The 21,376-nt window shown below is 56.1% G+C and carries 20 protein-coding genes and 1 pseudogene; 11 read left to right on the forward strand and 10 right to left on the reverse strand.

Annotated elements, in window-relative coordinates; genetic code table 11:
• Positions 1 to 2: 2 nt before the first annotated feature.
• Genes ribA through QTO30_RS15970 form a run of 3 tightly spaced genes read left to right on the forward strand, consistent with a single transcriptional unit; the run spans position 3 to position 2,888 of the window.
• Positions 3 to 1,112, forward strand: coding sequence for a GTP cyclohydrolase II (ribA, locus tag QTO30_RS15960; RefSeq protein ID WP_340425062.1), 1,110 nt, complete (start codon positions 3 to 5; stop codon positions 1,110 to 1,112).
• A complete protein-coding gene (locus QTO30_RS15965; protein ID WP_340425063.1) occupies positions 1,109 to 2,071 on the forward strand; it encodes a zinc-dependent alcohol dehydrogenase in 963 nt (320 codons plus the stop codon). Before ribA ends, QTO30_RS15965 begins: the two co-directional genes overlap by 4 nt.
• A complete protein-coding gene (locus tag QTO30_RS15970) occupies positions 2,061 to 2,888 on the forward strand; it encodes an inositol monophosphatase family protein (protein WP_340425064.1) in 828 nt (275 codons plus the stop codon). The genes QTO30_RS15965 and QTO30_RS15970 overlap by 11 nt, the downstream gene beginning before the upstream one ends.
• A 23-nt stretch (positions 2,889 to 2,911) precedes the next feature.
• Here QTO30_RS15970 and QTO30_RS15975 read toward each other — a convergent pair whose 3' ends face one another.
• Both QTO30_RS15975 and QTO30_RS15980 read right to left on the reverse strand, forming a co-directional pair.
• Positions 2,912 to 3,421, reverse strand: a complete 510-nt coding sequence (locus tag QTO30_RS15975; RefSeq protein ID WP_340425065.1) for a DUF1697 domain-containing protein — start codon at positions 3,419 to 3,421, stop codon at positions 2,912 to 2,914.
• A 59-nt stretch (positions 3,422 to 3,480) separates the two neighbouring features.
• Positions 3,481 to 4,047: a cytochrome b gene (locus tag QTO30_RS15980; protein WP_340425066.1), complete on the reverse strand. Its 567-nt coding sequence runs from the start codon at positions 4,045 to 4,047 to the stop codon at positions 3,481 to 3,483.
• 383 nt (positions 4,048 to 4,430) lie between these two features.
• Here QTO30_RS15980 and QTO30_RS15985 point away from each other — a divergent pair, with 383 nt between their 5' ends.
• Complete coding sequence (locus tag QTO30_RS15985) at positions 4,431 to 5,858, forward strand: mannose-1-phosphate guanylyltransferase/mannose-6-phosphate isomerase (protein ID WP_340425068.1); 1,428 nt, start codon at positions 4,431 to 4,433, stop codon at positions 5,856 to 5,858.
• A gap of 8 nt (positions 5,859 to 5,866) precedes the next feature.
• On the opposite strand, the gene QTO30_RS15990 is transcribed toward QTO30_RS15985, so the two are convergent.
• Together QTO30_RS15990 and QTO30_RS15995 are read right to left on the reverse strand one after the other, a co-directional pair.
• Positions 5,867 to 6,100: a hypothetical protein gene (locus QTO30_RS15990; protein WP_340425069.1), complete on the reverse strand. Its 234-nt coding sequence runs from the start codon at positions 6,098 to 6,100 to the stop codon at positions 5,867 to 5,869.
• Between the two features lie 57 nt (positions 6,101 to 6,157).
• Positions 6,158 to 6,667, reverse strand: a complete 510-nt coding sequence (locus QTO30_RS15995; protein ID WP_340425070.1) for a cold shock domain-containing protein — start codon at positions 6,665 to 6,667, stop codon at positions 6,158 to 6,160.
• 350 nt (positions 6,668 to 7,017) lie between these two features.
• Here QTO30_RS15995 and QTO30_RS16000 point away from each other — a divergent pair, with 350 nt between their 5' ends.
• The 7 genes and pseudogenes from QTO30_RS16000 to QTO30_RS16030 all read left to right on the forward strand — a co-directional run bounded on the left by QTO30_RS16000 (position 7,018) and on the right by QTO30_RS16030 (position 15,231).
• A complete protein-coding gene (locus QTO30_RS16000) occupies positions 7,018 to 7,242 on the forward strand; it encodes a hypothetical protein (protein ID WP_340425071.1) in 225 nt (74 codons plus the stop codon).
• A 183-nt stretch (positions 7,243 to 7,425) separates the two neighbouring features.
• On the forward strand, positions 7,426 to 8,652 hold the full coding sequence (locus tag QTO30_RS16005; protein WP_340425072.1) for a hypothetical protein: 1,227 nt from the start codon (positions 7,426 to 7,428) through the stop codon (positions 8,650 to 8,652).
• 123 nt (positions 8,653 to 8,775) lie between these two features.
• Positions 8,776 to 9,854, forward strand: a pseudogene (locus tag QTO30_RS16010) (bifunctional transcriptional activator/DNA repair enzyme AdaA).
• Between the two features lie 211 nt (positions 9,855 to 10,065).
• A complete protein-coding gene (locus QTO30_RS16015) occupies positions 10,066 to 11,646 on the forward strand; it encodes an ABC transporter substrate-binding protein (protein WP_340425073.1) in 1,581 nt (526 codons plus the stop codon).
• A 25-nt stretch (positions 11,647 to 11,671) separates the two neighbouring features.
• The gene (locus tag QTO30_RS16020; RefSeq protein WP_340425074.1) at positions 11,672 to 12,646 is read left to right on the forward strand and encodes an ABC transporter permease; all 975 of its coding nucleotides are present in this window, start codon (positions 11,672 to 11,674) and stop codon (positions 12,644 to 12,646) included.
• Positions 12,643 to 13,548, forward strand: a complete 906-nt coding sequence (locus tag QTO30_RS16025) for an ABC transporter permease (RefSeq protein WP_340425075.1) — start codon at positions 12,643 to 12,645, stop codon at positions 13,546 to 13,548. Before QTO30_RS16020 ends, QTO30_RS16025 begins: the two co-directional genes overlap by 4 nt.
• Positions 13,549 to 15,231, forward strand: coding sequence for an ABC transporter ATP-binding protein (locus tag QTO30_RS16030; protein WP_340425077.1), 1,683 nt, complete (start codon positions 13,549 to 13,551; stop codon positions 15,229 to 15,231).
• Here QTO30_RS16030 and QTO30_RS16035 read toward each other — a convergent pair.
• From QTO30_RS16035 to QTO30_RS16060, 6 genes are all read right to left on the reverse strand, one after another.
• Positions 15,226 to 16,227: an ABC transporter ATP-binding protein gene (locus QTO30_RS16035; protein WP_340425078.1), complete on the reverse strand. Its 1,002-nt coding sequence runs from the start codon at positions 16,225 to 16,227 to the stop codon at positions 15,226 to 15,228. The genes QTO30_RS16030 and QTO30_RS16035 overlap by 6 nt on opposite strands.
• Positions 16,224 to 17,249 (reverse strand): Gfo/Idh/MocA family protein, encoded by a 1,026-nt coding sequence (locus QTO30_RS16040; protein WP_340425079.1) that lies wholly within the window; start codon positions 17,247 to 17,249, stop codon positions 16,224 to 16,226. Before QTO30_RS16040 ends, QTO30_RS16035 begins: the two co-directional genes overlap by 4 nt.
• Complete coding sequence (locus tag QTO30_RS16045) at positions 17,246 to 18,085, reverse strand: carbohydrate ABC transporter permease (RefSeq protein WP_340425080.1); 840 nt, start codon at positions 18,083 to 18,085, stop codon at positions 17,246 to 17,248. The genes QTO30_RS16040 and QTO30_RS16045 overlap by 4 nt, the downstream gene beginning before the upstream one ends.
• 11 nt (positions 18,086 to 18,096) lie before the next feature.
• On the reverse strand, positions 18,097 to 19,014 hold the full coding sequence (locus tag QTO30_RS16050; protein WP_340425081.1) for a carbohydrate ABC transporter permease: 918 nt from the start codon (positions 19,012 to 19,014) through the stop codon (positions 18,097 to 18,099).
• A gap of 132 nt (positions 19,015 to 19,146) precedes the next feature.
• Complete coding sequence (locus QTO30_RS16055) at positions 19,147 to 20,403, reverse strand: ABC transporter substrate-binding protein (RefSeq protein WP_340425082.1); 1,257 nt, start codon at positions 20,401 to 20,403, stop codon at positions 19,147 to 19,149.
• A 10-nt stretch (positions 20,404 to 20,413) separates the two neighbouring features.
• A complete protein-coding gene (locus QTO30_RS16060) occupies positions 20,414 to 21,319 on the reverse strand; it encodes an N-acetylmuramic acid 6-phosphate etherase (protein WP_340425083.1) in 906 nt (301 codons plus the stop codon).
• Positions 21,320 to 21,376: the final 57 nt, after the last annotated feature.

Here is a 21,376-nt window from a genome sequence, read left to right on the forward strand (position 1 = left end):
CTATGTACATGACCTCTGACTGCCTTTTGCCAACCCTGCCCGAGCGTCTTGCGCGGGCGCGCGGCGATCTTGCAATGGGTCTGCCCTGCTTGCTGACGCATCAGGGGGACCGTGCTGTGGTTGTCGCTGTCGAGACACTGTCTCGGGCACGGTTTGATGCACTTTGCCAGCGGTTTGGAGTGCCGGAACTGATCCTGACGCCACAAAGGGCGCAGGCGATTCTGCCTGCTGCAATGGATCTCAGCGATCCGGTGGTGCGTCTGCAACCACCCGCAGCTGCGGGTCTGGAGTGGTTTAAAGACCTGTCCGATACGCAGTTTGATGCGGGCCGCCGCCTTGCGGGGCCTTTGCATATGATCCGCACAGTACAGACGCCTTTGCACCGCCTGTCGATCAAGCTGGTCAAAATGGCCGAACTCTTGCCAGCGGTCGCGATGTTCAACGTGGCGGCAGATGCCCGTCTGGATGATCTGTCCTTGGCGTCGCTCATCGCGGATGAAGCGTTGGAGGCTCTGCTGATGCCGCCTGTGCTGGCGCAGGTCTCTGCTGCGGCGCTGCCGTTAGAGGCCCATGACTTGGGCCGCCTGCATATCTTCCGCGATCCTGATGGAACGAAAGAGCACTATGCAATCGAGATTGGCACACCTGATCGGGAGCAGCCCGTTCTCTCACGCGTCCATTCAGCGTGTTTCACCGGAGACGTGCTGGGCAGCCTAAAATGCGATTGTGGGCCTCAGTTGCGCGCGGCGATGGCCCGGATGGGGCAGGAAGGGGCCGGTGTGTTGCTGTACCTCAATCAGGAAGGGCGCGGCATCGGGCTGGCCAATAAGATGCGGGTCTATGATTTACAGTCGCAGGGTCTTGATACGGTCGAGGCGAACCACCGTCTGGGCTATGACGACGATGAGCGTGATTTCCGTGTGGCCGCAGTGATGCTGCGCACGCTGGGCTTTTCCGCAATCCGGCTTTTGACGAACAATCCAGCGAAGGTGCAGACCTTTCAAAACAGCGACATCACCGTGGTTGAGCGGCTGCCGCTGCGCGTTGGGCGTAACCAGCACAACCACGACTATCTGTCTGTGAAGGCTTTGAAATCGGGTCATAGCCTATGACGGTCGCGGCTGCGTTATGGATCACTGCTGCACAAGAGGCGGCGCTTTGCGACACGGTGTATCATGTCGGTGAGGGTCAGTTGGACATAAAGACGCAGTTCACTGGGATCAGCCGCGGGACAGAGCGCCTTATCTTTAACGGTCAGGTGCCGGTGTCAGAGCATGACAACATGCGCGCCCCGTTTCAGGAGGGGGATTTCACCTTTCCCGTGAAGTATGGCTATGCCGCCGTGGGCAAGGTGCAAAACGGTGACCGTCGGGGCGAGGTCGTGTTCAGCCTCTTTCCGCATCAGACCAGTTTTGCGGTACCCGCCGCGATGGCTTTGCCAGTGCCAAACAACGTGCCTGCCGCCCGCGCGATACTGGCGGCAAACATGGAAACGGCGGTGAATATCACTTGGGATGCCGGGATCAGCGTGGGCGACCGTGTTGTCGTGATCGGTGCGGGCGTTGTTGGTGCTTTGGTGGGCTACCTTGCAGCGCAAGTGCCGGGGGCCGAAGTGACCTTGGTAGACATAGCGCCAAGCCGCGCGGCACTGGCCGACACTCTCGGCTGCGACTTCGCGACCCCTGATGACGCCCCGGCAGAGGCTGATGTGGTGGTCCACGCATCGGCCAATCCCGTTGGTCTGTCATTGGCGATTGCATTAGCAGGAACCGAGGCTCGCGTTATTGAGGCGAGTTGGTATGGCGCGCAAAGCGTCGAAATCCCGCTCGGTGGTCGGTTTCATCAGCGACGGTTACAGATTGTCAGCTCACAAGTCGGCCGCGTGCCTGCGCGGCAGGCTCCGCGCTGGGATTATAGCCGCAGATTGGCGAAAGCGCTGGCGTTGTTGAATGACCCGGTGCTGGATGCGCTGATATCGGGAGAAACGGCATTTGGAGACTTGCCAGGCGTGTATGGTCGGGTCCTGCGCGATCCGTCCACATTGTGTCACCGGGTGCGCTATGAAGGATAATGCCCGGCGGCATTTGCCCGCAACCGCGTCAAAGACGCTTTGCGCCATGGCTGAGGGGGCGCTTTTGGCGGGGCATGACCTGATGGCGGCATCAGAGCAATTGAAGGGGCTTACGGTTACCGAAAAGACTGCGGGTGACTTCGTCAGCGAGGCAGATGTGCGGGCGGAAAATGTGATCTTTGATCACTTGATGCGGCGCCATCCAAGATACGGCTGGCTGGGTGAGGAAACGGCAGAGCGGATCAGTCAAGAAGATGGGTTGCGCTGGATCGTCGATCCGCTGGATGGCACCACGAATTTTCTCAAAGGGTTGCCGCATTGGGCTGTATCCATTGCTCTGTTTCGGGGGAACGATCCATTGGCAGGACTCATCTATGATCCCGTGAAGGGCGAGATGTTTTGTGCGGAAAAAGGGGCAGGGGCTTACCTGAACGGGCGGGCGATCACCGTGAGTAAGGCGGTACAGATGAGCGCAGCCCTCGTCGCTTCGGGCATCCCGGCGGGTGGACGGACGACCTACCTGCCGCATAGCCTGGAAGACTTGGAGCGGCTGATGCCGCAAACAGCAGGGCTGCGGCGCTGGGGTGCGGCGGCGCTTGATCTGGCCTATGTCGCAGCGGGTCGGTTTGACGCCTATTGGGAACGCAATCTGGGGCCATGGGATGTCGCGGCTGGCATGTTGATCGTGGAGGAAGCAGGCGGCCAGTTTAGCCCCTTGTGGGCGGATCGTCCGGTGCTAACGTCGGGGTCGTTTCTGGCCAGTAACGGGGCTTTGCATGACGTAGTAGAGGCGGCCTTGAACCTGAAACACGTCTAGGTGTCCGAAGGCGCGGGTAGCCGCTACTCCGCCGCCATTCTTGCAAGTTTTGTGACCGTATTGATGTTGCGCATGGTGCCTTCGGCCATGGCGGGCAACTGCAGTTTTGACCGCCCCATACCTGAGGGGTAGTGTATAAAGATCTCTCGCTGCCCAAGTGCGATTTGTTCGTCGGCCTGCCCTTTCATCGCAACCATTGTATCGCCTAGCGGAGGCGCGTTGAGAAACAGAACGCTCACTTTGCTTGGTTCGGCGTCTGTGAACGGGTTTTGCGCCAGCACTTCGCGCATCTGATGGCCCGTGCGCAGGATAACACCGACCGGTTTACCGGCATAATCCGCCAGTCGCGATTCAAGCGCCTGTCTGACGGCAGGCAAATCATCGGCCGACGAAAACACCATATTTCCAGACTGGATGTATGTGCGCACGTTTGCAAAGCCAGTGGCCTGAGCCATTGCACGCAGTTCTGCCATCGGGAGTTTTCCTGTTCCCCCAACGTTCACCGCTCGTAGTAGGGCTATGATCGTTTGCATATGTTCACTCTATGAGCCACCCTCATTGCCGACAATCATCAGCGCAGAGATGCGACGGTTTACTTGCGTCGCGCAGGCAGCATCCGGAAGAGTAAGCCGTCTTTCATAAACAGCTGATGCCGCAGCACGATAAACAGGTGTCCTGCCACTGCTGCTGCCAACACATATCCCGCGTAGATATGGATCCATTTGCCATAAAACGCGAGCGTTTCGGACTTGCCAATGGGGTCCGGCAGTTTGTATTCACCAAAAAGCAACACACCAAACCCGCCAGCCATCACGTAAATATATCCAGTGACAGGCATGACGAACATTGCCAGATAAAGCACCTGTTCAAGGCGGTGAATGACCTTCTTCTCACCCCCAGAAAGGGTTGGGGCCCAGCCTGGTAGCCGCCCAATATAGCGGTTGAGCAGGCGGAACACGGCGATTGCAAGCGCAACCAGACCAATGGACTTATGCCAGTTATAATAGTCGTTCTGGCCCAACCCGGCAACGGTATCACCACGCTCCATGCCCGTCATGATGTTGCCGCTGACGTACTGCCAGGCAAAGAGCACAACAATGATCCAGTGAAAAAGTTTGGTAAAAGCGCCATAGCTGTCGCTGGTATTTTGCAAAGGCATCTTCGGTCCAATTCAAACAGTTCTATTTTGTTGGAAGCCTAGGGGAACACTAAGCTGAAATCTATGGCCTGTGGCCCCGTGCAATGGAAAACGGGGCAAGAAGCACAAAGTCTGCACCCAAGCAAAACGCTGTTTTGCAACACGGGACACTGCCGCCTCTTTGACTGAGTTCTGGAATAAACTGGTCACCATGCGCGTACTTCTGTTTGAAGGCGTTCGAACCGTGCCGCGCTGAACTGGAGATGCACATGACGATTGGCCCCGTGTTGGCAGAGCTTCCAAAACATAATCCCACAAGCGTTGGCGATAGGGCGCACCTCTTGTCGCTACTCTGCCAGCGATGGTAAGCAATCATGCGGGTTCACCAATCAGGAGAGCAGATCATGCCCCACTCATCAGATGACATTCTGCCCGTGATCTTGGCCGGTGGCTCTGGCACGCGCCTGTGGCCTCTGTCGCGCAAACACTATGCCAAACAGTACCTCAGCCTTGATGGTGAAACGACCCTGTTGCAGGCAACGGTGGCCCGTATTGCGGGGTTAGACTGTGCCGATCCATTGGTGATCTGCAATGAAGAGACGCGGTTTCTGGCGGCCGAGCAAATGCGTCAGGTCGGTAAGGACGGCACGCTGATCTTGCTGGAACCTGCCGGGCGCAATACCGCCCCTGCGATTGCACTGGCTGCCTTCCAGGCGCAGGCTGACGGGAATGATCCGGTTATGCTGGTTATGCCTGCCGATCACAAGATGCGTGCTCCTGACGTCTTTGCTGATGCCGTCCGCACCGCCACGCCGCATGCGCAGGCGGGGCAACTGGTGACTTTTGGGATCAGCCCTTCATATGCAGAAACCGGCTACGGCTACATCCGCACCGGCGACAAGGTCGGGCGAGGGCCAGCGCTGAGTGTGGACGCCTTTGTTGAGAAGCCGGATGCAGACACGGCAGAACTATATCTCAAGGCAGGCGGGTACTTATGGAACAGCGGGATATTCCTATTTCGGGCCAGTCGCTATCTGGCCGCGTTGGAGGCCCATCGCCCCGATGTTCTGACTGCGTGTCGTGCTGCTTTTGCGGGCAAGGTGGGTGATCTGGATTTCCTGCGCTTTGACACCGAAGCGTTTTTGGCCTGCCCGGATGTATCGATTGACTACGCTGTGATGGAGCGCACAAACGATGCCGTCGTAATCCCCATTGACCCTGGATGGAGCGACATCGGATCCTGGGCGGCGCTTTGGGCCGCGTCAGAACGGGACGCGGACGGCAATTGCGAAATCGGCGACGTGCTGAGCTTGCATGGTTCAGGCAACTATATCAACGCGGGCAGCCGCCTTGTGACAGCGGTCGGTTTACAGAACATGGTCGTAGTGGAAACCAAAGACGCCGTTTTCGTCGCACCCAAGGACCGGGTATCAGAGATCACGGATTTGATTGCCCGCATGACCGCAGACGGTAGGCCGGAGTTGGACCATCACCGCGTCGTTTACCGCCCGTGGGGGATGTATGACAGTGTCGATGTGGGCGAGCGCTATCAGGTCAAGCGGATCACGGTGAACCCTGGCGCCAAGCTATCGCTGCAAAAACATCATCACCGCGCCGAGCATTGGATCGTGGTGCGCGGTTGCGCGAAAGTGACTCGTGGCGACGAAACACTGGTGCTATCCGAGAACCAATCGACGTATATTCCGCTGGGCGAGGTCCACGCGCTGGAAAATCCCGGCAAAATCCCGTTGGAGCTAATCGAGGTTCAGTCAGGCAGCTATCTGGGCGAAGACGATATCGTGCGGTTTGAGGATAAATACGGTCGCGCATAGAACGCTGTTTACTCTGCGCCATTTCTTTCATCGAACAACTTCAGCAGATAAATCGTTTCATTGCGGTCAAAGCCATACCATTGCGCGCGTATGACCAGAAATAGGTGGTCGCGTTGGCGTTTGCTGAAAATGCGGTGCTTCCGGGGCAGAGTGCCTGCAGTCTGATTGTGATGGCGAAATAGCCAGATCATCAGATTGCAGGTGTCGCCCAAGCGTTGGATCGTTGGAGTAAAATAGGTCATCTTACAGCTGTCCTATAGTCTTTGGGTCAATTCTTTCATATGAATGCGGCGGTGGGTTCAGCACCAGTCGTGGACGGAAAATACACTTTTGCGCCCCTCGGTTTCCGCGATCTGAATGCACACGGCATCACCGGATTGCAGATCCCCGAGCATTGATTTGCGCAGGATTGCGATGCCCACAAAGATATCTTCCGCGCTGCCAAAGGCGTTCACGAACCCATATCCTTTGCTGGGATCAAACCATTTGACCCGCGCAGGTACGCGTTCTTCAAAAATGATGTCGGGTTGTGCCTGAGGGTCTTGGATCATGCCTGCGGGTGGCGGGGCGATGGCGAAGATCTCGACAATCTTGAAGCCGTTTTTCGTGCCTTGATAAGCGAATTCTACGGTAGACCCTTCGGCAATGCTTGTGCGACCAAAACTGTGCAGAATATTCTGGTGCAAAAGAAAGTCGGCTTCAAACCCGTCGATGACAACAAAGCCGAAGCCGCGGTTTGCATCGAACCATTTGACCGTTCCCTTTCGGGGTTCTGTTGGGCTGACTTGAAGTATGGCGAGGTCGTTCATGTGGATGTCTCCTAGTTAACAAAAATGTTTGAAATCACGACCCGAGGCATCGGTTCAGGGTCGCGGATAGTCACTGTGCGTGGTGGAGAGATAGGCCGCCCTTTCCCCGCGCGTCAGGCAACGAGGGGGTGAGTCACAGGTTACAAACCTGCTTAACTGATTGAATGAAAGGGAAATAATGTCGCCGGTGCCCATGGTTTGATGTGCGTTGATCAGTGCCAGAGCAAATCATTGCGAAAGCAACCATAACGGCTACACTATCCGATAAGTTGTTCTAACCCGGTTATGTGGTTGCCGCCTTCGTAGGAGTGACATCTCGCATCTGAAGACAGCTATACGAGTTTAAGCGGATGGATTGTGAAGAACAGATTGCAGAGTACCTCCGATGCGTCGCCGCATCAGAAGTGCTGGGCAAAAGCGAACGCCGCCTGCATCTGCTTGAGTATCTGATCCGCGCCGAACTGGGCGGTGTAGGCGAAAGCCTCAAAGCTTATGCTATCGGGATTGATGCGCTAAACAAACCTGATGACTATGACCCAAGCATCGACAGCAGTGTGCGGGTGGAAATGGGTTAGCTGCGCACTGCGCTGATCAGTTTTGAGCGCAGCGATGCGGCCCAATGCACCCTTTCCGTCGAAATCCCGAAAGGCAGCTACCGCCCGAAGATCAGCGAACGTGCGGTCAAGGTCGCGAAAATCAGTGCACGTCCTGCCAACAAAGCCCTGCTTGCGGTTGCGGTCCTATCGGCGGGGCTGACAGTGGCGGTGTTGGCCGTTGTGTTCTTATTGCTGCCGCAACCCGAGCGGCAAACGCCCGCCACAGCCACTGGGGTCAGATTGGCCTTGGACGGCTTTGAGGGAGAGCAGGCGTCGACCGCACAGGTCGAGGCGGCCCTGCGCGAAAGCCTCGTGCGTAATCCATCCATCGCCATTCTGTCGCAAACGACAGATGACTATGCGGAGGCTGACTTTGCGTTGCGCGGTCTGGTCAGCGACCTGAACCGCTTTGCCAAGCGGGTTGGTATTGAGCTGTTGAATGTACCGGACGACCGCGTGATCTGGACAAAATCGATCCATGTTTCGAATATGGAAGACATCGCCCAACGGGTGTCTGATGATATGGGAGGTGAATTAAACCTAAGGCTTCTGGGTGCAGCCAGAGAGTTTTTGGAAGGTCGCGATCCCGAAAACCTCACAGCTCAGCAGCTATTTCTGATGGCAACATGGGTGCCCAATCCGACGGCTGCGAACTCACTCGAGTGGGAAGAGCACAAAGTCGCACTGATGCAGCTTGCGCTAGAACGCGACCCCGATCTTGGCACTGCACATTCGGTGATGGCCGAAAAACTTGCGCAACTGGCGAATTTTTATCCCCGTTACGACGTACCGGCTGTTCATGATGCTGTGTTGAACCACATTGATCTGGCGACACGGTTAGAGCCGTTTCATCCATCCGTCATGTTCAACATCGCGCAGGCTCATTGGCACGCCGGGCGCATCCGTGACAGTCATGTTGCCATGCGCCGGGTCCTTGATCTTGATCCTGGTCATGATCTGGCCCGGTTTTTGTCGGATGTGATACCCTACACCTGTGTGGCGCCTCCGGCGTCGGTCATCGAAGGTGCTGTCAAATTTGACAACACCTTGTCACCCAATAATCCCATTCGTTGGATCACGCTGAACTGGATTGCATGGCTCAAGATCAATGGGGGTGACGATGCCGGTGCACTAGATGCCAAAGAGCAGGCTTCGCTGATATTTGATACACCTTACTCGTTTGTTGGTCATGCGATGCTTTTGAACAAAATGGGTAGGCCAGAGGAGGCAGCGCAGGTCATACAGCGGCAGCAATTAAGTTGGCCCGCGATTTCTGTGGCACATTTTGCCGACATCACCATGCCGCGGCTATGCAGTGAAAGCGATGAATCAGAGCAGTTACTGCGCGCCTACAATGGGCTAGTGGAGACGTTGCCCCGTTTGCCCTGAGAGTCTGATCAACAGCAAACGCTAGTAAGAAGCATGCGACAGCACCCACGATCAGACTGATGTATTTGAAATAGACGCCCGATTTCAGGCGGTATCTTAGCCTGTGCGCGTTATGCTGGCTGAATGTTATTTGATCTTCCAGACCACGCGACGCTGTATCAGGCGCTTCTTGACCGCAACGCGGACTACGACGGGCAGGCCTATGTCGGCGTTGCGACGACGGGCGTCTTTTGTCGCTTGACCTGTCCGGCCCGCAAGCCCAAACCGGAAAACTGCACATTCTATGCCTCGGTCGGTGCTTGTATCGAAGCTGGGTTTCGTCCTTGTAAACGGTGCCATCCTCTGGCGCCGATCGCGTCCGCTGATCCAGCGATTGCTGCATTGCTTGCAGCCTTGGATGAACGTCCCGAATACCGCTGGACCGAAGCTGATATTGCGCGCATGGGCTTTGACCTCTCAACGATCCGCCGCAGTTTTAAGCGGCAATTCGGTATGACGTTTCTTGAATTGGCAAGGCAACGGCGGCTGCGTGAGGGATTTACGACTATCGCCGAAGGCGGCAAATTGATCGAAGCGCAGATCGACGCTGGTTTCAGCTCATCCAGCGCCTTTCGGGCGTCATTTGCTCGGCTGCTGGGGCGTGCTCCGGGCGCTTTGGATAGTGACCCAATACTGTTTGCAGATTGGGTCACAACGCCATTGGGTGACATGATCTCTGTCTGTAGTGCGTCACATCTTCATCTGCTTGAATTTGTTGAACGCAAGGCGCTTAAGGCCGAATTGGCAAAGCTTGACCGTATGACGAAAGGCAGGATTGGTATCGGGCAAACGGACCCAAATCAGCAGATCAAAGCCGAGCTTGCTGCGTTCTTTGCTGGTACTTCGGCAGATTTTGCGACACCGATTGCCTATCATGGTTCACCTTTCACGCAGTCGGTCTGGGACGAGCTGCGTCAGATTCCAGCGGGTGTCACGCGGAGTTATTCTGACATCGCTGCCCGGATCGGCCGACCTGCGGCAACCCGTGCTGTGGCGCGTGCAAACGGCGCCAATCAGATCGCCATTGTGTTGTACCATGCCACCGGGTCATTGGTGCCGATGGGGCGCTGACGGGCTATGGTGGTGGTCTTTGGCGCAAACAAAGGCTGATCGAGATTGAACGGCACTATAAGATCCTAGCAAAAGAAGGCTCCCCATCATGAGCCTGACAGACGCGCTCTCGCCCGATGAAGTCGAGGCCGCTTTGCAGGGTTGATGATGTGAGAAGAGTTTGGTGTTGAGACGAGTCGTTTTGGTGAGTGCAGTATCACTAAAAATTGCGCGATGTGGTGCATTGCAGGCTTCGAAATCACTTGACCTCGCGACAATTTGACCCAGTCTTGAGCACGTATAAATGCCTCGAAGGGACATATCATGACACACCGTAATCTGCGCCATGCCGCCTTGGTGGGCGGGGCACTTAGCCTTTGCGCAATGGGGGCCTCTGCTGAAACACTGCGCTGGGCCTCGACGACTGATCCGCAAACCATGGATCCGCATGCGGTGAACTCTGCCCCTGTGCTGTCATTTCTCAATAACGTTTACGAAGGCCTGGTGCGTCGCGGGCAGGATATGTCGATCGAGCCATCGCTGGCGACATCATGGGAGCCTTTGGAAGGCGAAAATGGCTGGCGTTTCACACTGCGCGAAGGCGTGACCTTTCAGGATGGATCGGCCTTTACCGCTGAAGATGTGATGTTTTCATATCAACGTGCGTCGAATGAGGCCGCCGACGTACGGTCATGGTTTGCGCCGGTATCCGAGGTGCGTGTCGTTGATGAATTTACAATTGATTTTGTGACCACGGCACCAAACCCGCTGTTTCCGGATTCCATCGCGAACTTTATGATCCTTGATAAGGACTGGGCGGAAAGCAACGAAGCCGCATTGCCCGCGCGCGATGCAGAGAATTTTGCAACCATGAACGTTAATGGCACTGGTCCATTTACTGTGGCAAGCCGTGATCCGGGTGTGCGTACGACGTTAGTGCCACATGAGAACTGGTGGGATGATGCGCAGCACAACGTGACCGAGGCGGTGTTTACACCCATCGGGAATTCGGCGACCGGTTTGGCCGCACTGTTGTCCGGTGAGATTGACTTTATCCAGCCCATTCCTTTGCAGGATGTCGAACAAGTTGAGGGCCGGGATGGGTTCAAGGTGCTGGAAGGCGAAGAAACCCGCGTAATCATGTTTGGCTTTGGCCATGAACACGATGCACTGCTTTATTCGTCTGATGTGACTGATGCAAACCCCTTCACTGATCCGCGTGTGCGTCTGGCTGCGGCCCATGCAATTGATATCGCATCAATCGACCGGGTGTTGTTCCGGGGCAAGATCGAACCGGCCAGCCAATTGGTGCCTGCTGGTATCTCTGGGTTCTCCGAGGCCAATCAGGATCGTCCCGAATTCGATCCCGAGCGCGCACGCACACTATTGGCCGAGGCAGGATACCCCGATGGGTTCTCTTTTGGTCTGAAGTGCCCGAACGACCGCTACATCAATGATGAGGCCCTTTGCCGTGCAGCGGCCTCTATGTTTGCAGCCGTTGGCCTTAACGCAGAACTGTCTACCGGCCCGGTTCGCGACTACTGGCCACAGTTGCGCGAAGATGACTTTGATATGTACCTTCTGGGTTGGTCGCCCGGCACGTTCGACATGGAGCATCCAATCCGCTTCCTGATGCATTCACAAGATGATGAAAAGAAGCTGGGGTCTTGGAACTTCGGTAACTATTCCAACGCTCGCGTTGATGAATTGTTGCCACAAATTCAGCAAGAGATTGACCCGGTCGCGCGCCAGTCCATGATTGATGAGGTTATCGCAATCACCCAGGAAGAGGTCGCCTATATTCCGCTTTACACGCAGCCGCTGATCTGGGCGGCAAAGGAGAATATTGACCTGACACAACGGGCCGATAACTTCTTTATGCTGCGCTGGGTGACTGTGAACTGATCACCTGTAGATAAGCAAAAAGGCGATGGTCTATTTCATTCTTAAACGGCTCGTGCAGTCCGTCTTTGTGATGCTGGCCGTCGCCTTTTTGGCGTTTTCGCTATTCCGGTTTGTGGGTGATCCGATCACCCAAATGACAGGCGTTGAAACCTCGGTCGCAGATCAGGAACGGTTGCGCGATGAACTGGGGTTGAACGATCCTTTCATCCTGCAGTTCAGTCGCTTTACGGCAGACATGCTGCAAGGTGACTTCGGGTTCTCTTATCGCACCCGCCAACCGGTCGCGGAAATGATAGCGGACCGCATTCCAGCCACGCTTGAGCTGGGAATCGTGGCGCTTTTGATCTCGCTTTTTGTGGGTATTCCTGCGGGTGTTTACACGGCGTTGCGACCGCGCGGGATCACGACCCAAGCCATTCTGATGACAACGCTTGTTGGCGTTTCTATCCCCACCTTCGTCATCGGTATCATGCTGATATTCATCTTCGGGGTACAGTTGGGTTGGCTGCCCACCTTCGGGCGCGGTGGTACCGTGCAAATCGGCGGTTGGGAGAGTTCACTTTTCACGGTTGAAGGCTGGCGCGCACTTTTGTTGCCTGCCATCACGCTGGGTGTCTATCAGTTGACACTGACCATGCGTCTTGTCCGGGCCGAGATGATGGAGGTCATGCGCACCGACTATATCCGCTTCGCCATGGCGCGGGGCGTGCCGATGCAAAAGCTGCACTACAAACACGCCCTGGCCAATACGATGGTGCCTGTGATCACGATCATCGGCCTGCAGTTTGGCGGCGTGATTGCCTTTTCCATCGTCACCGAGAGCGTCTTTCAATGGCCGGGCATGGGCCTGCTGTTTCTGGAATCCATCCGCTTTGTCGATATCCCGGTGATGGGTGTCTACCTCGTGGTGATCGCGTTCTTCTTTGTGCTGGTGAACCTGATTGTCGACCTGCTCTACGTTGCCATTGATCCGCGCCTGCGGGTGAGGGACGTGCAATGATTGCTTTCATCAAACGATACGAGGGCCTGTGGCTGTTCTTGCATTCCCCGGCTGCGATTATTGCTGCAATTGTCGCAACTTTGATCATTCTGGGGGCGATTTTTGCGCCATGGCTGGCGCTGGTAAACCCTTACGACCTGTCCTCTTTCAGCTTATTTGACGGGTTGTTGCCCCCAGTTTGGGAAGAGGGCGCGAACCCGAAATACCTGCTGGGCACCGATGATCAGGGCAGGGACATGATTTCGTCGATCCTTTATGGTGCGCGGTTGTCGTTGGTTATCGGGCTTTCAGCACTGACCATCGCAGCGGTTCTCGGTGTGGGGCTAGGGCTTGCAGCGGGGTATTATGGTGGACGGTTTGACGCCATCGTCATGCGGATTGCGGATGTGCAACTGGCGCTGCCAGCTATTCTGACCGCGCTTTTGATCGACGGCATTGCGAGGGGTATCTTGCCAGCAGCCGTGCAACAAGATTTGCGGGTCGCGGTTTTGACGCTTGCCATCGCCCTGTCACTTTGGGTGAATTTCGCACGGACGGCGCGTGCGTCGACCTTTGTGCAGATGAATAAGGAATACGTGCAGGCGGCCATCATGATGGGGCAGCGCCCGTCGCGGGTGATGTTTGTACATATCCTGCCCAACATTCTGGGGCCACTTTTGGTGATCATGACGGTCGATCTGGCGTCCGCAATTTTGCTAGAGGCGACGCTGTCTTTCCTTGGCATCGGTCTGCTTACTGATAGTCCCAGCTTGGGCACGCTGATACGCATTGGCATGCAGTTCCTGCTGTCGGGCGAATGGTGGATTTTGTGGATACCAACGTTGTTTTTGATCGCGCTCGTGGTGTCGATCAACATCCTTGGCGATTTCCTGCGCGATGTCTTTAACCCGAGGCTGCGATAGATGCTGACGATCACAGACCTTGCCGTCAAGTTCCCATCGCGCTTTGGCGATTTCACGGCGATTGCCGATGTGGATATGATCATCAAACCGGGCGAGATACATGGGCTGGTCGGCGAAAGTGGTGCGGGGAAATCGACGGTTGGTGCTGCCGTGATCGGGCTGTTGCAGTCGCCGGGCTACATCGCAAACGGTACGCTCACCTTGGGCGATACCGATCTGCGCAAACTGACGCCAGAGCAGGCACATGCGGTGCGCGGTGACCGCATTTCGATGATCTTTCAAGACCCTCAGACCAGCTTGAACCCTTTGATGACGATCGAAGATCAACTGATCGAAACCATTCAGGCGCATGCTGATGTTAGCACCTCTGTCGCGCGCCAACGCGCTGTTGATCTGCTCGAAGAGATCGGGATCAAGAACGCCACTGAACGTATCAAGGCCTATCCACACCAGTTTTCCGGCGGTATGCGTCAGCGTGTTGTCATTGCTTTGGCGATATGTACTGACCCTGAGCTGATCATTGCAGACGAGCCGACGACCGCCCTAGATGTCGCTGTGCAGTCGCAAGTGCTCAAACTGATCCAACGCCTGGCTCAGGACCGTAAAATTGCCTTCATGCTGATCACCCATGATATCGGCGTCATCGCGCAGGTTGCGGATCGGGTGACAGTGATGCGCAAGGGACGGGTGATGGAAACGGGTGACACCGCGCAGGTACTGGGCGCCCCACGGCACCCTTACACCCGTGCGTTGATGGATGCGGTTCCGCCTTTGGACCACCGGATTGATCGCTTTCGCGTACCGCAAGAAGAAGGTGCCGATCTTGAACAATCATTGGGTCAAAAAGCAGAGGATTGGTTGCTTGCAGGCGTGCAAAGTGCCCCCACTGGCCTGACATTGCAGAACCTCAGCGTCCGGTTTGCCGGGCCGCGCACATCGCTTTTGCGCAAGCCTGCCCCTTATGTCGCCCTTGACGATGTCTCGCTTGAGGTGCGACCAGGGTCGATCATGGGGTTGGTGGGTGAAAGCGGGTCCGGCAAGTCAACACTCGCCAAGGCAATCACAGGGTTGGTGAAGCCCAGCAAAGGCACCATGATGCTGGGCGGCGACATGCTGCCAGGTGGTAAAGCACGCGACCGGCATCATCCGTCACGGCAATTGGTACAGATGGTTTTTCAGGACCCGTACTCCAGCTTGAATTCCCGGCACCGTATTGGCGCAATCCTGATGGAACCGCTTTGGTTTTATGGCTTTGTGAAGGAGGCAGAGGAACGCGCAAAACTGGCCGCATCAATGCTTGCGCTTGTAGGCATGCAGCCGGACGCTATCGACAAATACCCGCATCAGTTTTCGGGTGGACAACGCCAGCGCATTGCGGTGGCACGCGCGCTGCTGGCGCGACCCCGGTTCCTAATCTGTGATGAGCCGACATCGGCGCTAGATGTATCAATTCAGGCTGAAATCCTGAACCTGTTGAAAGACCTGCAAGCTAAGTTCGGACTGACTATTCTGTTCATCAGCCACAACCTTGCGGTGGTCAGACAGATGGCTGATGACACCGCCGTCTTGCGCAATGGCAAGATAGAAGAGGTTGGCAAAACAGAGCAGGTGTATGAGCAACCGCAGGCGGATTACACAAAATCACTATTGGCGCTTACACCGGTGATGCAGCGGGCGTCATAAAGGCACGCGCTGGTCGTCTGCATCAAATCCGAATGCTGCATTGCGATCAAAGTCGAGTTCGACCACCTCCCCGACGTTGGTGCTATCCTGACCAAACAGGCGGACCGTGATCGCTTCTTCCTCAGTGGTAGAGACAAGCAGGTTGGTGTCGCCACCCAGACGCTCTACATGGGTGACGGTGCCCTTGATGCGGCCGCCCGCCTGCAGTCGCAAATGCTCTGGACGGATGCCAAGTGTCCCACCCTGTGGCATATCGACCGGCGCTTTCTGCAGGAAATTCATTGCCGGTGAACCCAGAAAGCCAGCGACGAACTTGTTGGCCGGGTTATTGTACAGCTCCATCGGGCTGCCAACCTGTTCGACGCGCCCATCGCGCAGGACGACGATTTTGTCTGCCAGGGTCATGGCCTCTGTCTGATCATGCGTAACATAGATCATCGAGGCACTCAGCGTGCGGTGCAGTTCAGCGATTTCGATGCGGGTGTTCATCCGCAAGGCGGCGTCAAGGTTTGAGAGTGGTTCGTCAAAGAGGAACAGCTTGGGTTCACGCACAATAGCGCGCCCGATGGCCACCCGTTGGCGCTGCCCACCTGACAGATCGGACGGGCGACGGTCAACATAGGCATCCAGATCAAGCATCTGTACGGCTTTGCCCACCCGCTCATCAATCACTGACTTGGGCTGCTTTTCCTGCTTGAGGCCAAGGGCCATGTTGTCCCGGACGCTCAGATGCGGGTAAAGAGCATAGGATTGGAACACCATAGCAATGCCGCGTTTGGCGGGTGGCGTGTTGTTGACGACGTTGCCACCAATGTCGACGGTGCCGCTGGTCGCATCCTCTAGCCCGGCGATCACTCGCAATAGGGTGGATTTGCCACAGCCCGATGGGCCGACGAAGACAACAAATTCACCATCCTCCACCGTTAGGTTGATGTCTGTCAGAACTTCTACATTCCCAAATGATTTGCACACATTGGTCAGGGTCAAAGCAGTCATTGGGGATCTCCTAGGGCGATGGGGTGGCCGGACCTGATGCTTTCGTCGGCAGCCAGACATATAGCGAGCGATTGAACGGCGTCTTCCATGTGTCGGGTCAGGTCGATATCAGTTTTGATCGCGTCGATCATGTAGCGGGCCTCTGCGTCGCAAAGCGCCTGGTGCCCGGGTTCTTCCTTCATTTCGATCAGGTGATCGCCTGATGGACGGTGAACAAGGATACCGCCGACCTTGGTGTGGCCATCAACATCATCGGAAGCACCCTTGTTGCCATCAGTTATCGAGACTGCCCCATTGGGGGACACCACGTCTTTCACGAAAAACGCTGTCTCTGACATCATCGGGCCCCAGCCTGCTTCGTACCAGCCGACAGAACCGTCTTCGAACCAGACCTGAAGCTGGCCATAGTTGTACATGTCAGGCGCAACGTCGTCTGACAGACGCAGGCCCATGCCGCTGACCCGGATGGGTTTGGCGTCTGTGATCTGGCACATGACGTCGACATAGTGCACGCCGCAATCAACAATCGGGGACGTTGTTTCCATCAAGGCCAGATGCGTCTTCCATGTGTCACCATCTGACTGCTGGTTCAGGTTCATACGGAACACATATGGCCCGCCAAGACCCCGCGCCTCGGAAATCAGGCGCTGCCAGCTTGGGTGATGGCGCAGGATATAGCCAATCACCAGTTTGCGCCCCAAACGTTGGGCCGCTGCGACGACGGCGCGCGCATCCGCGACTGTCGTTGCCAGCGGTTTTTCAACGAATACATCCGCCCCGGCTTCCATCGCGGCAATTGCATATTCGGCATGGCTGTCGGAATAGGTTGCGATGCAGACCAGATCGGGTTTGCAGGCAAGCCCTTCGGCGAATGTGTTCAGGCGTGGATATCCATGCAACGCCGCAGGCAGATCAATGTCCGAGCGGTTTACCAGCCCGACGACCTCGGCCCGGGGATGGGCGTGATAGGCCATCGCATGACTGCGCCCCATGTTGCCAAGGCCCGTAACAACAACCCTCATTTAACAGCACCGGACGTGATACCGCGGATCAACTGACGCGAGAAGATGACATAAAGCGCCATGACCGGAAGGATCGCGAGCGACAGCGCCGAAAGAACCGCATTCCAGTCAGTGACGAACTGCCCAATAAAGACCTGACTGCCCAATGTTAGCGTCTTTACTTCTTCTGCGGGCGCAAGGATCAGCGGGAACCACAGATCGTTCCAGATCGGGATCATATTGAATACAGCGACTGTTGCCATGGCTGGACGGACCAGCGGCAAGACAAGGCTAAAGAAGATGCGATACTCGGACAGCCCATCAATGCGTCCTGCATTCTTAAGGTCATCGCTGACCTGACGCATGAATTCGGACAGGATGAACACCGCCAAAGGCAGACCTTGTGCCGTATAGACCAGGATCAAGGCCCAAAGTGTGTTCACAAGGCCGGTTTGGACCATCATTTCCAGAATGGCGACTGTACCAATCCGAATAGGGATCATGATGCCCAGCGCAAGGTAAAGCCCCATCAGCGTGTTGCCCTTGAACCGATATTCAGCCAGCGCAAAGGCAGCCATCGCGCCAAAGAGCAGAATGAAGAACAACGATCCCACGGTGACAATCATGGAGTTCTGGAAATAGAGGAAGAAGTCACCTTGCTTCAGCACCGTTTCATAGCCGATCAACGAAAAGCTCTCGGTGTTTGGCAGGGCCAAGGGTTCGCGAAAGATTGACCTGCGGTCCTTGAAGCTGTTGATCACGATCACAAAGACCGGGAACAGCGCGATGAGCGTGTAGAGGATCAACGCACCATGGGCGGCGAATGTGTTGAGGCGGTTTTGACGTGCGACGTTCATATCACCCTCCGTCAGAACTGGTAGCGGCGCATGCGCGAATGAATGCCAAAGAGATACAGACAGACACCGACAAGGATGATGGCGAACATGGCCGAGGCGATGGTTGATCCCATATGCGGGTCTCCCAGTTGAAGCTGGAAGCCAAAGAACGTCCGGTACATGAACGTGCCCAGGATGTCGGTTGAGAAATCCGGCCCTGCCAGCGCGCCTTGAGCGGCGTAAATCAGGTCAAAGGCGTTGAAGTTTGCCACGAATGTCAGGATCGAAATGATCCCAATGGATGGCAGGATCAATGGAAGCTTGATTTTCCAGAACGCCGAAAGCCCTGTGATGCCTTCCACCTCTGCGGCTTCGAGGATTTCATCGGGGATCGACAGAAGTGCTGCATAGATCAGCATCATCGGGATGCCGACGAACTGCCAGACCGATACCAGCGACAATGTTGTCAGCGCATATTCTTCTTTGCCAAGCCAAGGTGCATAGAGCGATTTTAGGCCAATGGCGTCTAACATGCCGGGTGCGATGCCCCAGATTGGCGACAGGATCAGTTTCCATGCAAAGCCAACGATCACAAATGACAGGATAGTCGGGATAAAAATGGCAGAGCGATAAAAGCTCGTAAAACGCAGTTTCGGGTGGCTCAGGATAGCCGCAAGCGCGATCCCGATGGGGTTTTGCACCAGCATGTGGATGATAAAGAACCAAAAGTTGTTCGCCAGAGCGTTCCAGAACTGCGTGGACCAGACCGCATCGCCGAACAGGGTTCTGAAGTTCTGTAAGCCGACAAAAGTCCGTGACTGATCGACTTCTGTATACAGTGACAGGCGAAGTGTGTTGAAAAGCGGGTAGATCATCACGGCCGTGTAGACCAGGACCGCAGGGGCCAGAAACACAACGATGTGCCATCGGAAACGGGGTTTCTCTGCCATTTGGTTGATCCTTCGATCTGATGCGATCCATGTGGAAAGCGCCTGACAGGCGCCTTGCAAACAGGCCGGGCGTGTGCGTGATTTGTCCTGCGCGGCCATAAACACCGCACAGGACCGGGGAGGTGAGTGTATTTAGTTTTGCTGTGGTGCGTACCAGCTTGCCAGCCCCGCCTGCAGGCGCGCGCCAGCATCTTCGGGGCTTTCTTCGCCCTTGATCACGGCCACAGACGCGTTCCACGTGTCGTTTTCAAGGTTTGGCGTGCCGCGCGACAGGATCTGGTAAGTTGACCGGATCGAGCTTTCGCATTCGCCGCGCCAGGAAATGAACTCCTGTGCCAGTGGATCTTCCAGCGTGACGGGAGCGTCTGACAGCGGGAAGAACCCGGGCAGAGCATTTGCAAAGATAGTCGCGAATTCGGATGAGCCAACCCAGTTGAGGAAGGTCATCGCTGCCTCGGGATTGTCAGTTGCCGCGTTCATACCGATGCCGATATCTGTGTGATCGGAGATATAGCAGGTATCGCCAGCATTCTGGACCGGCGGGTAGAAGGCACCCATTTCAAAATCGACCAGATTGTTGAAGCCGGAGATTTCCCAAGATCCGGTTGGATAGATTGCGGCACGACCCAGCGTGAAGATGTTCTGGCTGTCAGGATAGGTTTGCGCCTCAAAACCATCACCCAGATAAGCGCCCCAGCGGGCAAGCTGGCGATACGGTGCGACCCATTCTTCGTCGGTCAGTGACTGCTCTCCGGCGATCAGGGCCAGACGGCCTTCTTCACCCTTCCAGTAGTTTGGACCAATGTTGTTGTAACCCATGGTCGCGGCTTCCCACTGGTCGTTGGTGCCCATCGCCATTGGGATGTAGCTGCCGTCTTCTTTGATGGTGTCGAGTGCGGCAAAGAACTCATTTTCGGTGGTGGGGACGTCGATGCCCAGTTCGGCAAATGCATCCTTGTTGTAGATAAAGCCGTGAATAACCGACGCCATCGGAACACAGAACTGCACAGCAGCATCATCCGTGCTCCAGCCGGATTTTGCGACGGGCGAGAAGTTCGCCATGCCTTCAAGGTCGCTGATATCGGCCAGATGTCCCGCGTCATACAACGCCAGGGACGCATCAAAGGGGCGGCAGGTGATGATATCGCCAGCGGAACCAGCATCCAGCTTGGAATTCAGTACGGCGTTGTATTCAGCAGGGGCAGATGGGGTAAAGTTCAGCTTGATGCCGGGGTGCTCGGCTTCGAATGCCGGGATGATCTTGTCTTGCCAGATGGCAAGGTCATCGTTGCGCCAGCTTTCGATGGTTAGTGTGACCTCTTGGGCGGCTGCTGCCCCCGCAAGGACTGACGTGGCCATCATGGCCCCGATCAATGTTGATTTTCTCATGGTCTTCTCCCTAGTTAGACGTAGTTGTCCGGTTCGTTGAAAGTGATGATAGGCAAGGGCCGAGCTGGCCGCTGTGCTGTTCGAGCAGTGTCAATGCTTGTTTCGGTGAGCAGCCCGAAGCAACGAGAATGGCGGGTTTGACGCGTCCACCTGTCTGGGCAATGGCGGCCTCGGCCATGTCCGCTGAAACGCCGGTGATGCGTGACACCATGCCAATGGCCCGTTGCACAAGTTTGGCATTGTCGGCGATCACATTGACCATCTCGCCGCGATAAACATGGCCCAATACGACACCCATCAGCGTGGACATCAGGTTCAGCGCGGCCTTCTGTGCCGTTCCGGCTCCTAACCGTGTTGAGCCCGCAACGACCTCAGGTGGTGTCGGAATGCAAACCGGCGTGTCCGCAAGTTCCAGCAGCGGTGTGCCGGGGTTGTTTGCGATGCCAATGATGGTGGCACCCCGGTGCTGTGCGGCGTGGGCCACTGCAAGCGCATAGGGCGTGGTGCCACTGGCGGTCAGCACAATAACAACATCACCGTTCGAGATTTCGTTGGCGATTTGTCCGGCGGCGGTTCCGTCGTCTTCCGTATCGCCGGGCATATGGCCATCGACGGGGACGCCGCCTGCCATATGTATGCGGATCTTTTCTGTCGGGATGCCGAAGGTCCCGCGCAACTCACTTGCATCGGCAAGCGCCATCAGGCCAGAGCTGCCTGCGGCAGCATAGTGCAGGCTTTTACCCGCACGGATTGCAGAGGCCATCTGCTGAGCCCCTTGCGATAGCGTTGGCGTTGCATACCTGACCGCATCAATCGCGGCTGACTGCCCATCCAGCAGGAATGCGGCCGCCTCAAGCGTCGGCCGCGCATCAATGTGAGATCCCGCAAATACTGTTTCAGTCGTTGGCAACGACATTCGAATCCTCCCGTTCGCTATATAATACCTTTATAATACCTTTTGTCTATTATTTTC

The organism is Yoonia sp. GPGPB17 (assembly GCF_037892195.1).
Lineage (GTDB): Bacteria > Pseudomonadota > Alphaproteobacteria > Rhodobacterales > Rhodobacteraceae > Yoonia.